The organism is Mesorhizobium sp. M1342 (assembly GCF_040317955.1).
GTDB lineage: Bacteria > Pseudomonadota > Alphaproteobacteria > Rhizobiales > Rhizobiaceae > Mesorhizobium.
Genome location: NZ_JAMYLI010000002.1, coordinates 1 through 14,788, shown reverse-complemented (window position 1 = coordinate 14,788; position 14,788 = coordinate 1). Strand labels below are relative to the sequence as shown.

The following is a 14,788-nucleotide window of genomic DNA, read 5'->3' as shown; positions in this document are numbered from 1 at the left end:
CCGCTATAGGCCCGCTGACCGACGAAGAAAGTGCGATTTCTCCTGTCGTTGATCTCCCTTGCAGCCGGCTGGCCCAAGATTGCCGGTGCAAGCAGTCGAACATGCTATTTCGCTAAAACCTGGAACCTATTGGTGCACTGAGCCTTGAGTCGCGGTTCGGAGGGTGCATGAGTAAGGCAGCAAACGGGCTCTCTTTCGTCGAGTTTCAGTCGCCGACTCTGGTCGCAACGGCGCCCGAGGGCAGCGAATGGATTCACGAGATCAAGTACGATGGCTACCGCACCGAGCTGATCATTCAGCGCGGCAAAGCACGGGCCTTCACGCGCTGTGGCTACGACTGGTCGCATCGATACCGCCGGATAGTTGAAGCAGCCGCGAGCTTGCCCGTGAAGACCGCGATCATCGATGGCGAGGCTGTCGTTCTCGGCGACACCGGCCTTCCGGATTACCAAGCCCTGGAAAGGGAGTTGGGCAATCCAGATTCGGCGAGGCTCATCTTCTATGCCTTCGACCTGCTGCACCTTAATGGGCGCGATCTTCGGCAACAGCCATTGGTGAAGCGCAAGGCAGCCCTGGAGAGGCTACTGGAGAACACCGCGCCGACACTAACCTATGCCGAACATCTGGAGGTAAGCGGCAAGGATGTGTTTCAACATGCCTGCCGGATGGGGTTGGAGGGGACCGTATCCAAGCGCGTCGATGCGACCTACGGCTCGGGGGTTCAGACCAGTTGGTTGAAGGTAAAGTGCATCAAGAGCGACACCTTCCCTATCGTGGCTTTCGTAGAGAAACTCGGTGCTCACCCGCGCCGCATTGCATCGCTTTATATCGGGCGCCGCGAAGGCAACCGACTGCTCTATGCCGGGAAAGCTCGCAGCGGGTACACCTTGAGCGCTGCGAAACTTGTGCGAGAGCGGCTTGACCCGCTGATCATCAGCAAGTCGCCTTTGTCAGAGCCGATTGTGAAGCCGAAAGCGACTTGGGTGAGACCACACGTGCTGGCCGAGGTCCAGTTCAGCGGCGTCACCGATCGCGGGGTGCTGCGCGAGGCAGTGTTCAAGGGTTTCCGCGAAGACCTCGTGCCAATCCCGGCCAAGCCTCAAGCGCCATCAAAGCGACGCGGGCCAACCCGGAAACATGGCGTTCCCAGTGAAAACATCCTGCAACTGCTGCCAGACGCTGTCTCGCCCTCCAAGGACGAGCTTGCGCGTTACTGGGAGAGGGTTGCGGATCATGCCCTGGTTCATCTTGGCCACAGACCACTGAAGCTGGTCCGCCATGCTCATGGCGCGACCTTCTATCACAAAGGCACACTGCCGCAGATCCCGGCGGCAGTGCATCAATTGCGGCTGCAGAAGCGCGAGGGTGGCGAAGGTGTGCGCGTGTGGGTGGACGACCTTGCGGGTTTGCTGGGACTGGTCGAGATGGATGCGGTAGAGCTGCATCCCTGGAATGCCACCGTGGACGATATCGAGCATGCCGATCGTATTGTTCTGGACCTTGACCCCGGCGAGGGCGTCGAGTGGGAGCAAGTCATCGAGGCCGCACTGGCGCTCCGCGACATCCTGGAAGCGGAAGGTCTGGAGAGCTGGCCGAAGGTTACTGGCGGCAAAGGCATTCACCTGATGATCCCGCTGGAGAGCAAGATCACGCACGACAGCGGCCGCCTCTTGGCCAGGTCCTTCGCCAATCAGCTCGCTGAAGCGCATCCGGACCGCTATCTACTTTCGGCCTCGCCGTCGGCTCGAACAGGCCGCATCTTCATAGATTACCTCCGCAATGGTCGGGGCAACACTGCGGTGGGCGCCTTCTCGCCACGGGGCGCGCCCCGGCTTTCCAATCGCCCATCCGGTGACCTGGAGCCAGGTTGAGGCAGCCATCCGTACAGATGCCTTCACGATCGACCGTCCGTTCAGGGCGGCCGTCAGAAAAGCTGCGTGAGCGCAAACGCCGGAAATGAAGATTCTCGCCGGAGACATCCCGAACGAGATCACGTCGCGTCTTTGCCGCACCGGCCGAGTTCTATCCAGGCTGGCGCGTGATCACTCGGCTTTTCCCAACCTCGCACGTCAGCGTCGACTCCGGCGTCACACAACCTGTCCGAAAGTGATGGGCTGACCAGAATATGATCCATCCGCAGGCCGGAGCTTCGATCGTAGCCGCCCCGGTAGGAGAAGTTCCAATAGGTGTAGACGCCTTTCTCCGGGTGGATGCGGCGGACGCCATCGATCCAGCCGCCATCAAGCATCTGGGCATACGCTCGCCGGCTATCCGGCAAATAGACTGCATCGCCTAGCCAACGTCCCGGCACCACGGCATCGATCGGGGTGGGCACGACGTTGTAGTCGCCGCAGAGAATGCTTGGGATGCCTTCTCTCAGCAGCAGCTGGCCGTAGCTGATCAGCCGGTCGAACCAGCGCAGCTTATAACCGAATTTCGGGCCAGGAGCGGGATTGCCGTTGGGCAGGTAGAGGCAGCCGACGACGATCCCATCCACCTCGGCCTCGAGATATCGGCTGTGCGTATCGTCAGGATCGCCCGGGAGCCCACGACGGCGCTCCAACGGCTCTTTTCCACGAGCGAGTATGGCTACGCCGTTGTAGGACTTTTGCCCGTGCCAGATTGCGCCGTAACCGGCGTCCCTGATCGCTTCCGCGGGGAACTTCTCATCCGATGTCTTCAATTCCTGCAGGCACACGATGTCATAGTCGGTCTGACCCAGCCACTTGATGAGCACGGGCAGGCGACCGTTCACACCGTTGACATTGAAGGTTGCGATGCGGGTCATCAGGAGCTCTCTCCAAAACTCTTCACGGTATCAACGTGAATGGCTCAGCAGTTGGTCCCGCTACGCTGCATAGGAAGACCGCATGCCGTCGCACCCTCTCTCATCAGATTTCGACATCGTTGATCCTCTCGGCTCCTCTTAACCGCCGAACGTGGGGAAAGTTCAAGATGACAGCGATAGGATGAGTCCGGCCGAACTCGAGCGAACTCTCAGGCAGGTGCGATGCGGCCCTCGACTGACTGAATGTCAGAATCCAAGAGAAGACGGAGCCGGCTGTCACGCGCTGTTATTTCTTCACCGAAGCCCCAATCGCGATCCGTCGCATCCAAAGTGTCCGACACAGGGTCATGGGGCCAATCCACCAATGGACCCTTCTACGTCGGCAATTCGCCTTTGACAGCCTTATTTGGCGCCTAGTTGAATTAGGTTAGGATTGCCAACCAGCGGCGCCGCCCACTTGTCTTGAAACTAGGAAGCAATCTCGACAGAGACTAATTGTTCGAACCTTCGGAAACGCGCTTCCGACAAGCCATCCACTTGACCAGATTCAGGAATAACACTACGCTAATCAGCGTATTAGCGTTACGAAAGGAAGTATGATGGCGTTGGACGACAAGACCTTTGGCGGAGCAATAGCCGAAGCCCGAAAAGCAAAGGGGTGGAGCTTGAAGGATCTTGCGTCGCGGGTTTTGCGCGAGGATGGCGATGCCATCTCGCCTCAATATCTTAACGACATTGAGCACGATCGGCGCAGCCCTTCGTCAGACAGGATGGTGCAACAATTCGCCGAAGCGCTCGGGATCAACCAAGACTGGCTATACTATCTCGCGGGGCGGTTTCCGAGCGACGTTCGCGACAAGGGACTTTCCCAAAAACAAGTGGCCGATCTCATGGTGGCGTTTCGCGGCGGACCCGGAAGGGGAAAGGGCGGTTAGCTTCAATGGTCAAATATGTCGCCGACAAGACCGGACGCTTCTCGCAGCGGCCGCACTACAAGCCGGACGAGTTGGACCGGGAGTGCGAGTCCATTATCGCGATGTTTCTCAAGGGTCGTCATGGCAAGGCGGAGTTTCCGGTTTCGACGGAAGACCTGACTATCTTGATAGAACGCGACACGGAATCGCTCGATGCCTATGCCGATCTTTCCGGGTACGGGGCTAATGTCGAAGGCGCCACGATCTTTCAGCCGGGTCGTAAGCCGCGCGTGTTGATTTCCGACAAATTGCAACTGGACGAGCATCGGGAGAACCGGCTCCGGACGACGCTTGCTCATGAATACGGTCATGTTCGGTTCCATGCCTATCTTTGGGAGGCGGAACCGCCTGGGCCGGACCTACTCCGGCGCAATCCAAATGCCAACATGCAGGTATGTTATCGCGACGGTATGCTTGACGCAGCGCAGACGGATTGGATGGAATGGCAGGCGGGCTATGTCTGCGGCGCGCTGCTCATGCCGCTCAGCCGCGTCCGTGCGATCGTCCGCGCCTACTGCGAATCGCACGGGCTTTTTGGCGTCATCGGCCAGAATGATGAGCACGGTCGCGCTCTGATAGAAATCCTCAAGAGTGACTTTCAAGTATCGGGCCATGCTGCCCGCATCCGGCTCCTAAAGCTTGGAATCCTTGGGCCCGCAAGCGCCGGCCCCTCGCTGTTCGACAAAGCCCGCTAGACGTCCGTGGACAGTTCAGACATGCCACTTGACTCAGCGGCATGTCTGAGACTACGCTGTTCAGCAGATCGGCGGATAAGCGTCGCTCACCGGAATGGAGATTGATGATGACCAAGAACCGCAACCAGCATGTTGTGCCTCACCCTCGCGGCTGGGCTGTGAAGCCGGCCGGGTCGGACCGTGCCTCGTCGCTTCATGACACGCAGCGCGAGGCGATCGATCGCGCCCGTGATGTCGCGCGCAACCAGAAGAGCGAGTTGCTCGTGCATGGCCGCGATGGCCGTATCCGGGAGCGCGACAGCCACGGCAACGACCCCTATCCCCCCAAGAACTGAACGAATCAACCCGCCCTTAGAAGGAGCTACGTCATGTCCGAGGAAAAAAAGAAGGAGACCTACAAGATCATCGTCGATCGGCGGCCACATGATTGGCACGAGCCATTCATCACGGGATCCGAGATCAAGCGGCTCGCCGGCGTCGATCAGGCCACGTTCGACGCGTGGCAGGACGTTCCCGGCCCCGAGGATGTTCTCGTGGCAGACGAGCGCAAGGTCGATCTGCGCGAGAAGGCCACGGAAAAGTTCTTCACCGGTAAGAAAACGACGACGGAGGGCTGACCCATGAGCTTTCTGCCCGCGCCCGATCGCGAATATCTAGAATCGAAGAGCGTCATCTTCGAGGAAGTGCAAGATGGCGGGCAGAAAGCCATCATCCTAAAATCCGTTCCGTTGCCCTCGGGACGCTTCGACGCGCTCGCGGCTGACATTCTCATCATACTGCCACCGGCCTATCCGGACGTGGCCCCTGATATGTTCCATCTCATGCCCTGGGTCCGGCTCATTCCAGCCGGAAAATATCCGAACGCGGCAGATCAGCCGGTGATTTTCAAGGGGCAGAACTGGCAGCGCTGGTCGCGTCACAACAGCGAATGGCGCCCCGGCATCGACGGCATCTGGACGATGCTCAAGCGCGTCGAGGACGCGTTGGCGAGGGCGGCATGACGACATTCAGCCTCACTATGACGGAGACGCATTCGCGCGAATTGCACGATCACCTGCTGCGGCCAAACGGGCACGAACATGCCGCCTACGTGGTGTGCCGGCCTTCGCGGGTCCGGCGCGATCCAGCGCCAGGCACTCGCGTTCGGCAACGCGCTGAACGCCGACTTGCGTTCCATGCGGGTCGGCATCGTCGGCTGCGGCGGAACCGGAAGCGCCACCGCCATGCTCCTCGCGCGCCTTGGCGTCGGTCAAATCGTACTGATAGACAACGACATCATTGATCGCACGAACCTGAATAGGTTACACGGCTCGACACAAGCCGACGCGGATGCGATGACGCCGAAGGTCGAGGTTGTCGCGCGCGAAATCGCGCGGATGGCGCTTGGCGTTCGGGTGATCCCCATGGAAGCCTGGGTCGGTGATCCTGGATGCCGCGACGCTCTCCGATCGTGCGATGTCATTTTCGGCGCCACTGACGATCACGATGGCAGGCTGTTTCTGAACCGCCTCGCCTACTATTATCTTATACCCGTCATCGACATGGGCCTGTCCATCGATGTCGGCGACGAGGACATACCGACGATCCACGCGTTCGATGGCCGCGTGAGCGTTCTCTTTCCAGGCTATACCTGCCTGATCTGCCGGGATGTAATCCGGCCAGTGATCGCCAGCGCGGAGGCGCTTCGCCGTACCAATCCCGAGGAGTACGAGCGTCGCAAGATCGAGGCGTATGTCGCCGGCGGAGGAAATCCCGCACCGGCGGTCGTCACCTTCACGACGGAACTTGCCTGCATGGCGGTGAACGAGATGATCCACCGGCTGCAAGGATTCCGGGGCGCGCGAGGATCAGCCGCCAATCGCGTCCGTAAATTTCATCTCGGAGAAGACCGGCATCCCGGTCATCGCCCGCGCGAAGGCTGCCCGGTTTGCTCTTCATCAGCAATTTGGGGACGAGGCGACGAAGATCCGTTCCTTGGCCGGGCGGGTTAACATGGCAATGCTTCGCTCGATCCTGCTCTGGCTCCTTGTCTCGCTCGGCCTCGCGCGACAACCCGATTTCACGGTCACGATAGTGAGAGATCATCCCGACGACGGCGCGATGAAACCTGGGCGCGTTTATATCGTGACGAGCGGGGCACATATGAAATGGGCGTATTTTCTTTGTCCGGCCGATCCGACGGAGGTCATCCAGCTTTCACTGATGACCAGTCGCCGACCGCACTGGCGGCTCACGCGTGATTGGGCCGACCGGCCGACTATCCACCCGTCCGTCTGGCAGACGGCGGGATCGCACGCCCATTTCTGGATACGCGGCGGGGTTGTCGAATGGTGCGAAGACTCAGGCAAATCAGCCGCGCAACCCCGATAGCTAAATCCTTGATGGGTCGCCAGGTAAACGGCTTTTGCAAAGGGCCGGCCCGCTGTTGGCCGGTACATCGATCAGCACCGCACCGGTTGCTTACCCCAAGGGTGTGCACAAAGCCGCAATTGGAGAATCGCGGTAGCCGAATTAGCAAAAGGTGCCGAGCGTTAGCTTAACATCCGAACTTTTTTAGCTCGGCAATTAGCTTTTCACGCACCGCCTTTGCCTCTTCGTTGGAAACTAACGAACGTCGGCCCGTCACGGAGCGATCAGTTTCCTTATTTTCGGCGCTTGACTGCGCGCGCGAAGCTTTCGAGTCGAAAACATACAGGAATTCGCGTTGTGGACCCTTACCCGTGCGCGTCATCCTGCTCCCCCGCCGACAGATTGGCTTTCAACGTTCTCAAGACGTTCGATAACGCGTTTTTCGTGCGTTGTGAATCCGTCCATAGGAGGGGGTAGCACAGGAATCGCAGTTTTTTTATCCTGGACTCGCGCTCTACCATCAATTTTTCTTTCGACTCCATGATGGAACAGTTTGAGCACGCTGTCTGGGCCGACACCTTCATACTGAAGGAATGCCACCTTCTTGGTGTCGCCCTCGACCATGCTTATGGCATCGCTATGAAGCTCTAAAGCAAGGCTTTTCGCGTAAGGCTCCACGTAAAACACTTTCGATATGCCAGCGGCAACGATGTGCCTCGCACAGTTGTGACAAGGGAACGTTGTCGTATAAAGAGTACCTCCGACCATGCCAGTCTTCCCCGTTCGGCCCGCCGAAACTATCGCTTCCATTTCCGCATGAATGGACCGGCTGTACTCAATGAGGTCCTTCACTGGTGTCGCCACGAGCGCGGATCGCAGCTTAATTTTGTCGACACCACTGGCAAGCAAGCCCTCAGCAGCGAGCTTTTTGAATATCTTGTCATAGAGCTCTTCTTTTTTGCGATCGTTGTGGCAGAGCTTGCCGCCCCAGAGATAGCAACGATGGTCATCGTCCCCGTCGTCTGCAGAGTACAGACCGCCTAGCGCTTTTGGCACGTCGTTCCAGCCTACGCTTATCAGCTCCCCGCCGGCTGAGTAGATAGCCGCGCCAACTTGTCGTGACAGGCACGCAGACTTGCTAGCTGCTGACACGGCCGCATACATTCCAGCTTCATCGGTATTTGGCGTGTGTACAGAAATATTGAATACAACCTCTACGTATCTTTTCAATACTGAAATTAGGCGAACATCGTTCTCTCCATCATTCCGAACAAAAAAATCTGACAGGTACGCGGTCTTGCTCACTTTTTGACCGTGATCTCCCTCTTTATCGTTCTCATCTCTTGTAAAAATACCAGGGAGCTCATCCTTAGCAATACCGATATTGCTTAGTCGCGCTTCTCGAATCGCCTCAGGGGCAAAAACGGTGAACTGCCAATAAATTCCGCCATAGACATCTCTGAGGAGCGTCGTCTCTTTAGGGTGCTTAAGAGAATCTATGATGGTTGCTTGCCTGAGACGTTTTGGCTGCGGAACCTGTGTGCTTTCGTCATATCCATCGCTGGTTTTTCTCTGAATGGCAATCTTTTCAATTGCCTTTGCAGCAATGTAGGCTTCGCCGTATTTTTCTCTGAGTTCCGTTCCAATTGCTTGGAGTTGCTTAATCCGCTCCGATCCCTCTGTAGCCGGAGAAGTCGTGGCCGTTTTTCCAGCGTTCTCGCGAATAATATCGCTCGCTTTTACGATGTCGACGACATACCCATATTCTCTTTCCAATGTAAGCTTAAGCTCCGCTGCTGTCTTTGAGACTCCTGCACCGACAGCTCCTACTAGACCGATGACCAATTCGTCAGTCGACCTAGAGACATTCTCAATAGGCGTTGTCCATTCTAACTGATCTATTGCGGAGACAAATTTGAGCGCAGAGGATTTTTGTGCCATCGCCTGAATACCCCGAATGAGCCGAAAGCCGGAAACATAGAATATACAGAGCAAAACTACAAAGAATCTATAAAGTAGCGGCGCCTGCTTTTTAATTGGCCAGCGCCGGCCACCGGCTATCTCTCTAGAGCGGCTAGCGCGCTGCGGCGGCGCACATCAGAAGCGGTAGGTAGCATTTATTGGAAAACCGTAGCCTCCAACATTGGACTGGACTTCATTGTCGCAGCAAGCATTGGTTGGTTCAGCACCGCAGAGAAGTGGCCAACTAAGAAAAGCCGAGCAGAATCTCCAGCCCGCCGGACAGCGGGCTTCGGCCAGTACAAGCGCCGGAATGGTCCGAGCTTATAACTGATGGAGATCTGAAATGGCTATCCTCAATACCACGACCGCCAAGGCCGACAACACCGAAGCAGGCGAGACGGCGGCCAGCCTCGACAACAGCACCCCAACCCGGAAGCTGCGCGAGAAGTCCGGTGTGACCGTCTCGGTGATCGTCAAGAAGGCAAAGGACGAAGCTCCCGTAACACCTACCAAAACCGACATCGTCCTCAAGAAGCTGAAGTCGGCCAAGGGTGTCACCATCCAAGTCTTGAGGGATGCGACGGGATGGCAGGCGCACTCGGTGCGGGGCTTCCTTTCCGGTACCATCAAGAAGAAACTTGGCCACGAACTGCTCAGCGAAACCGGCAAGGACGGACAACGGCGATATCGCATTGTCGAGGCAAAGACCGCCGGTTGACCTTGATGCGCAAGCGAGCCGATTTGGAGAATGAGATCGCCGAGGTCGGCGATCTCACGCGCGATGAACTCACAGCAGCCTGGACAAAGGCCTATGGCTGCTCGCCGCCCAAAGGGATCAAACGTGGGCTGCTTGAGCGGTCGGCAGCCTGGCATCTCCAAGCCAAGCGCTTGGGCGGTTTGCCTTCAACCGTCAAGAAAATACTCGGGACAGGCAACGCGCGTCGGATCAACGTGAATGCTATCCAACCGGGCAATACTGGGTCGGATTGGGACGGAGTTCCATCAGTCCGGCCAGGGTCATCGGACAAGGTAGAGGCGTCGCCGCCGCGATCTATTCCACCCAAAGCCGGCTCCCGCCTGATGCGGGAGTGGAATGGCCGGATGCATATCGTCGAAGTCGTTGACGACGGCTTTGTGCTTGACGGAAAGACGTACGGATCGCTTTCGGCTGTCGCCCGCCGGATTACCGGCGCCCATTGGTCCGGCCCAAGGTTCTTTAGCCTATGACGATGACCCGCCTCAACTGTGCCATCTACACTCGCAAGTCGACTGAAGAGGGATTGGAACAGGAGTTCAATTCGCTCGATGCTCAGCGCGAAGCTTGTGCGGCCTTCATTGCATCACAGGCCGGTCTAGGCTGGAAGCTCGTGCCAAACCACTATGACGACGGCGGTATCTCGGGCGGCACCATGGAGCGCCCTGCCCTGAAGCGTCTCCTGCAGGACATCCGGGACAAGAAAGTCGATGTGGTGGTCGTCTACAAGATCGATCGCCTCACCCGGTCGCTGATGGATTTTTCCAAGATCGTTGAAATCTTCGACGCCAGTTCCGTCTCCTTCGTGTCAGTCACGCAGCAGTTCAACACCACGACCTCAATGGGCAGGCTCACGCTCAACGTACTTTTGTCCTTCGCTCAGTTCGAGCGAGAGGTTACAGCCGAACGTATACGCGACAAGATTGCCGCGTCGAAGAAGAAAGGTATGTGGATGGGCGGCGTCGTGCCGCTTGGCTATCGCGTCGATAACCGCAAACTGGTGATTGACGAAACCGAGGCGCAAACAGTCAGACACCTATTCGCTCGCTATCTCATCCTGAAGTCGGTCCGGGATCTCGTTGATGAGGCTGCGAGCGAGGGACCCTCGACACGATCGCGACAGCGCAAAGACGGATCAGTTGCCGTCACCATGCCGTTTGGTCGCGGCAATCTCTATCACCTTCTTTCGAACCCGATCTACGTCGGCAAGATCAGGCACAAGGATCAGGTCTACGATGGAGAGCACGAGCCGATTGTCACGTCAGCCATGTTCGAAGAGGCCCAGGCACTTCTCGCCTCGCAGGCGCCGCGGCGGCGAAGCGATTCCAATGTCACGCAACCGCATCTACTCTCCGGTCTGCTCTTTGATGAAGCCGGCGAGAAACTGCGATCGGTTCATGCCAACAAGCAAGGTGTTCGCTACCGCTACTATGTCTCAAAGCAGTTCGTCGATGAACGCAGGAAAGGTTCCGAGGGCTGGCGTCTTCCGGCACCCGCACTTGAATCAGTTGTTGAGCATCGCCTGAATCGGTTTCTCAGCGATCAAGCCCAAATGTCTGATTGGATTCGGCAATGTGCAGACGCTGGCGAAATCCAGTCTGCGATGCGGCGAGCTGACAAGATGCGGTCGTGTTGGGCTTCAGGCACTACGGATGCGCAGCGATCTCTGCTCCAAAAGATCGTTCGCAGGATCACCCTCAAGCTTGGGTTATTGACCATCGAGCTGGATCGCCGCTCGCTATCAGAATTGCTTCTCGACCGGGCGCTGCCACCAAACGAGGGCGCCCAGATAACTTCCATCGAATGCCCAATCGGAATGAGGCGTCGCGGCGTCGAAACACGTATCGTGCTTACCGACGGCCCTAACATCAGCCGGGCACCCGATGCCGCCTTAATCGATCTTCTGCGCCGCGCCCACCTGTATCTCGGCCAACTTACAGATGGAGCCGGCCGCAGCCTCACCGACGTTGCCATGCTCAACGGCACCGATACATCCGAGGTCAGCCGCCTCCTGCCCTTCGCTTTCCTCTCTCCGAAAATTGCGGCCAACATCGTTGCAGGTGATCAACCTATTGAACTAACGGCGCACCGGCTGTCCCGATTGTCGGACCTCCCCCTTGCCTGGGCTGACCAGGCCTCACTCCTCGGCCTCTAACCATCCGGCATGCATCTGGCCGTTCAGCCAACCATCCCTTCGCGAAACACTTGGCTACGGAATTAACCCGACAGAGACGGATGGCCAAAAGTCAGGTGTTTTGGGCGCTCACTGCGTCGTCTCAGCCAAGTGTTGCCCGCTACCGGGCGCTAACGCAAGGAAATGTCGGAGCTATTCTGAGACGGATGGAAACCCCGGAAATGGGGTGGACTGGATGGTGGGCCCGGAGGGACTCGAACCCCCAACCAAGCGGTTATGAGCCGCCGGCTCTAACCATTGAGCTACAGGCCCCACGCCGGCTGGATTAATGTTTTTCCCGTCGCGGCACAAGGCTTTCCCGACGGGCTTACGGAGATCGCCCAAATCAACCCATAATCGCGCTCTACGCGACCTCTGCGACTTGATCGCAGACCAAGGAGATTTTCATGACCAGACACCTTTTGCCTTTCGCGCTCGCCGCTGCAATCGCTTTTCCGGCGATGGCTGGAGCCACCGATTTGCCGACGCCACCCCGCATCATCGTGTCAGGCGAAGGCGAAGCAACCGTCGCGCCTGATCTGGCGGTCCTGACGCTGAGCGTCATGCGCGAGGCCAAGACCGCGCGCGCGGCGCTCGATGCCAACAATGACGCCATGGCCGCCGTGATCGCGGCGATGAAGTCGGCCGGCATCCAGGACCGCGACCTGCAGACCGCCGGCATCCAGATCAACCCGCGCTACAACTACACCAACAAGCCGGACGGCAGCCAGGAAGCCGAACTCGTCGCCTATCAGGTGACCAACACGCTTTCGGTGCGGGTGCGCGATGTCGACAAGACCGGCGAGATCCTCGACAAGGCAGTGTCGCTCGGCGTCAACCAGGGCGGCGGCATCGCCTTCACCAATGACAACCCGGCGGCCACGGTCACCGAGGCGCGCAAGAAGGCGGTCGCCAACGCCATGGCCAAGGCCAAGACGCTGGCCCAGGCCGCCGGCGTCAGCCTCGGTCGCGTGCTCGAGATCACCGATCAGAACATGGCGCCGACGCCAATGCCGATCAACGCCAAGGCCTTCGACGCCGCGGCCGGTGTTGCGGCTCCGGTGCAAGCCGGTGAGAACGCCTACAATGTGCAGGTCACCGTCACCTTCGAACTGAAGTAGGCGGCTCTGACGATCCGTGGCTGAGCCTGACCACGGCAATCATCAGCCAATAGCGTGCATGAAAAACCCCGCGGGATTGCTCCCGCGGGGTTTTTTCGAGCCACACCCTTCAAACGGAAAGGGGCTCGGCTAGTCCCGGCTGATCTTGGTAGGAGATCATGCTGCCAGACCGACCTTCACTGAAGGTCGTGTCTCCCGGCTGATCCTCGCAGACGATCATGCCTCTATGATCCGCCAAAGCCGGCCTTAGCGATAGATGACGGGGCAGCCGCGCTCATTGGCGAACACGACGACGACGCGGTCGCCGTCCTGGCGGCCCATCACCTTCACCGTACGACGGCTGACGTCGACGATGCGGGCACGGCGCAGACCCATGCGTTCGGCCTTGTCGAGGGCGCGGTCCGGCGAGCAGCCACGGCGCCAGTCGCCACGGCGCTCGTCACGGCGATGGCGATAACCGTCGTCACCGGTATAGACGCCGAAACGCGGGTCGTTGTTGTTGCCGAAGCCGAGGTAAAGGCTGTCGGCGTGAGCGGGAACAGCCGCCAGCGTGCCGAGACCGACCAGGGCCGAAAGGGCTGCCGTCTTGATCGTGTTGAACATCGTCTTCTCTCCTTTTGCGGGCCTTCGCCCCTTGTGAACCGATGAGGGGGAGAATGCGCTTGCCTGTCTGAACTCTTTACGAACCTGCCGTTCATCTCCGGTTCATATGGCGGGAAGAAGGAAAGTTCCGGCCATTTGCCGTCGTCCCCAGCCCTTGGTGAAGGCCAGAACGTCTGACTCGACGCCCCGGTTCCGACCCCGCTGATTGGCCGAATGCATTCGAACGGGAGGCTCCTGCTCACCGTCGCTGGTCCTACGGCTCCTCGTCCAGCACATAGTCAAAATAGTCTTCCGGCTCGGCAAGATCGGTTTCGCTCGCCTTGACCCGGCCGCGCATCGAGATGCCGGCTTCATGCACGGTCTCGGCGCTGCCCGACACCAGCCGGTGCCACCAGTAGAGGTCGCGGCCCTCGGCCACCAGCCGATAGGCGCAGGTGCTGGGCAGCCAACTGATGGTTCGCACATTCTGTGGCGTTAGCCCGACGCAGTCGGGAACGCGCGCCAGCCGGTTGACGTAGTCCGAACAGCGGCAGGTGTCGGCGTCGAACAGCCGACAGCCGACGCTGGTCCAGTAGATCTCGCCGGTGTCCTCGTCCTCGAGCTTTGACAGGCAGCATTTACCGCAGCCGTCGCACAGCGATTCCCACTCGGCCGGGCTCATCGCCTCCAGCGCCTTGGTTTTCCAGAATGGCGTTTCCATTTCCGGCATGTGGCCCCAGCCGCGGGCAAGGTCAAGCGCGGCAATGGTCGCAATTGCGGCTATCGCCAGGTGAATGACATGAAGTTGCCTTCAAAAGGTCGGTCAATCGCCCCGTACGGCCTCTATCCGTGCCAGACTGGAACCAATCGGCACAAGATCGGTTTCGGCAAGGATGGGACCCCACAAGGAGAATTTCGATGAAACGCCAACCACGGATTCTGGCAGGCACGGCACTTGGCCTGTTGATGGCATCCGCGCCGTTGGGCGCGTTCCCGCTTCAGGGAAGTGTCGCGTCCGGCCTTGCCCAGCGCACGGCAGCCCCATTCATCCTGGCGCAAGCAGCATGCGCCGAAGGCGAAGCGGCCGAAGGCTGCGCACAAAAGCAGCAGGCGGAACCCGAACAGAAGCGCGAGCGCAAGAAGGCCGAGCCTGAACAGCAGGCCGCGCCTGCCCAGAGCGAGCAGCCCGCCGAGGAACAGCAGCCACGCCGGAAGAAGCGCGACCAGCAGCAGCAGACCGAGCAGGCGCCGGCCGAACAGGCCGCTCCAGCCGAGGAACAGCAGCCGCGCAGGAAGAAGCGCGACCAGCAGCAGCAGACCGAGCAGGCGCCGGCCGAACAGGCCGCTCCAGCCGAGGAACAGCAGCCGCGCAGGAAGAAGCGCGACCAGC

The 14,788-nt window shown here is 59.0% G+C and carries 15 protein-coding genes, 1 tRNA gene and 2 pseudogenes; 13 read left to right on the top strand and 5 right to left on the bottom strand.

Annotated features, from left to right (window positions below; all coding sequences use genetic code 11):
• The first annotated feature begins 167 nt into the window (after positions 1-167).
• A pseudogene (gene ligD / locus NKH06_RS01695) lies at positions 168-1,941 on the top strand (DNA ligase D).
• Positions 1,942-1,990: 49 nt separating this feature from the next.
• Here ligD and xth read toward each other — a convergent pair.
• On the bottom strand, positions 1,991-2,788 hold the full coding sequence (xth, locus tag NKH06_RS01690) for an exodeoxyribonuclease III (protein WP_352891969.1): 798 nt from the start codon (positions 2,786-2,788) through the stop codon (positions 1,991-1,993).
• Between the two features lie 605 nt (positions 2,789-3,393).
• On the opposite strand from xth, the gene NKH06_RS01685 reads away from it, so the two are divergent.
• The 7 genes from NKH06_RS01685 (at position 3,394) to NKH06_RS01655 (ending at position 6,827) form a co-directional block, all read left to right on the top strand.
• Complete coding sequence (locus NKH06_RS01685; RefSeq protein WP_245275287.1) at positions 3,394-3,723, top strand: helix-turn-helix domain-containing protein; 330 nt, start codon at positions 3,394-3,396, stop codon at positions 3,721-3,723.
• A 5-nt stretch (positions 3,724-3,728) separates the two neighbouring features.
• The gene (locus NKH06_RS01680; RefSeq protein ID WP_352446414.1) at positions 3,729-4,457 is read left to right on the top strand and encodes an ImmA/IrrE family metallo-endopeptidase; all 729 of its coding nucleotides are present in this window, start codon (positions 3,729-3,731) and stop codon (positions 4,455-4,457) included.
• A 107-nt stretch (positions 4,458-4,564) separates the two neighbouring features.
• Positions 4,565-4,792: a DUF2188 domain-containing protein gene (locus NKH06_RS01675; protein ID WP_352446413.1), complete on the top strand. Its 228-nt coding sequence runs from the start codon at positions 4,565-4,567 to the stop codon at positions 4,790-4,792.
• Between the two features lie 33 nt (positions 4,793-4,825).
• Complete coding sequence (locus tag NKH06_RS01670; protein WP_023713879.1) at positions 4,826-5,074, top strand: multiubiquitin domain-containing protein; 249 nt, start codon at positions 4,826-4,828, stop codon at positions 5,072-5,074.
• Positions 5,075-5,077: 3 nt separating this feature from the next.
• Positions 5,078-5,458, top strand: a complete 381-nt coding sequence (locus NKH06_RS01665; RefSeq protein ID WP_352891967.1) for an E2/UBC family protein — start codon at positions 5,078-5,080, stop codon at positions 5,456-5,458.
• A gap of 78 nt (positions 5,459-5,536) precedes the next feature.
• Positions 5,537-6,448 (top strand): HesA/MoeB/ThiF family protein, encoded by a 912-nt coding sequence (locus tag NKH06_RS01660; RefSeq protein ID WP_352891965.1) that lies wholly within the window; start codon positions 5,537-5,539, stop codon positions 6,446-6,448.
• 1 nt (position 6,449) lies between these two features.
• Positions 6,450-6,827, top strand: a complete 378-nt coding sequence (locus NKH06_RS01655) for a ubiquitination-like system serine protease family protein (RefSeq protein WP_352446408.1) — start codon at positions 6,450-6,452, stop codon at positions 6,825-6,827.
• Positions 6,828-7,184: 357 nt separating this feature from the next.
• Here the strand turns inward: NKH06_RS01655 and NKH06_RS01650 are convergent, their stop codons facing one another.
• The gene (locus NKH06_RS01650; RefSeq protein ID WP_352891964.1) at positions 7,185-8,747 is read right to left on the bottom strand and encodes an anti-phage dCTP deaminase; all 1,563 of its coding nucleotides are present in this window, start codon (positions 8,745-8,747) and stop codon (positions 7,185-7,187) included.
• Between the two features lie 364 nt (positions 8,748-9,111).
• On the opposite strand from NKH06_RS01650, the gene NKH06_RS01645 reads away from it, so the two are divergent.
• The 3 genes from NKH06_RS01645 to NKH06_RS01635 are packed head-to-tail and all read left to right on the top strand — an operon-like array spanning position 9,112 to position 11,677.
• Positions 9,112-9,486: a DUF3489 domain-containing protein gene (locus NKH06_RS01645; RefSeq protein ID WP_352891962.1), complete on the top strand. Its 375-nt coding sequence runs from the start codon at positions 9,112-9,114 to the stop codon at positions 9,484-9,486.
• A gap of 5 nt (positions 9,487-9,491) precedes the next feature.
• Entirely contained in the window at positions 9,492-9,995 is a 504-nt protein-coding gene (locus NKH06_RS01640; protein ID WP_084627170.1) for a DUF2924 domain-containing protein, read from the top strand.
• The gene (locus NKH06_RS01635; RefSeq protein WP_352891960.1) at positions 9,992-11,677 is read left to right on the top strand and encodes a recombinase family protein; all 1,686 of its coding nucleotides are present in this window, start codon (positions 9,992-9,994) and stop codon (positions 11,675-11,677) included. Before NKH06_RS01640 ends, NKH06_RS01635 begins: the two co-directional genes overlap by 4 nt.
• Positions 11,678-11,892: 215 nt before the next feature.
• Here the strand turns inward: NKH06_RS01635 and NKH06_RS01630 are convergent.
• A tRNA-Ile gene (locus NKH06_RS01630) sits at positions 11,893-11,968 on the bottom strand.
• Positions 11,969-12,102: 134 nt separating this feature from the next.
• Between NKH06_RS01630 and NKH06_RS01625 the strand changes: the two genes are divergently transcribed.
• Entirely contained in the window at positions 12,103-12,816 is a 714-nt protein-coding gene (locus NKH06_RS01625; RefSeq protein ID WP_352891958.1) for an SIMPL domain-containing protein, read from the top strand.
• A gap of 246 nt (positions 12,817-13,062) precedes the next feature.
• Here NKH06_RS01625 and NKH06_RS01620 read toward each other — a convergent pair whose 3' ends face one another.
• Both NKH06_RS01620 and NKH06_RS01615 read right to left on the bottom strand, forming a co-directional pair.
• The gene (locus tag NKH06_RS01620; RefSeq protein WP_023809642.1) at positions 13,063-13,419 is read right to left on the bottom strand and encodes a hypothetical protein; all 357 of its coding nucleotides are present in this window, start codon (positions 13,417-13,419) and stop codon (positions 13,063-13,065) included.
• A gap of 253 nt (positions 13,420-13,672) precedes the next feature.
• On the bottom strand, positions 13,673-14,119 hold the full coding sequence (locus tag NKH06_RS01615) for a YcgN family cysteine cluster protein (RefSeq protein WP_352892174.1): 447 nt from the start codon (positions 14,117-14,119) through the stop codon (positions 13,673-13,675).
• A 197-nt stretch (positions 14,120-14,316) separates the two neighbouring features.
• Here NKH06_RS01615 and NKH06_RS01610 point away from each other — a divergent pair.
• Positions 14,317-14,788: pseudogene (locus tag NKH06_RS01610) on the top strand (OmpA family protein); the annotation flags it as partial.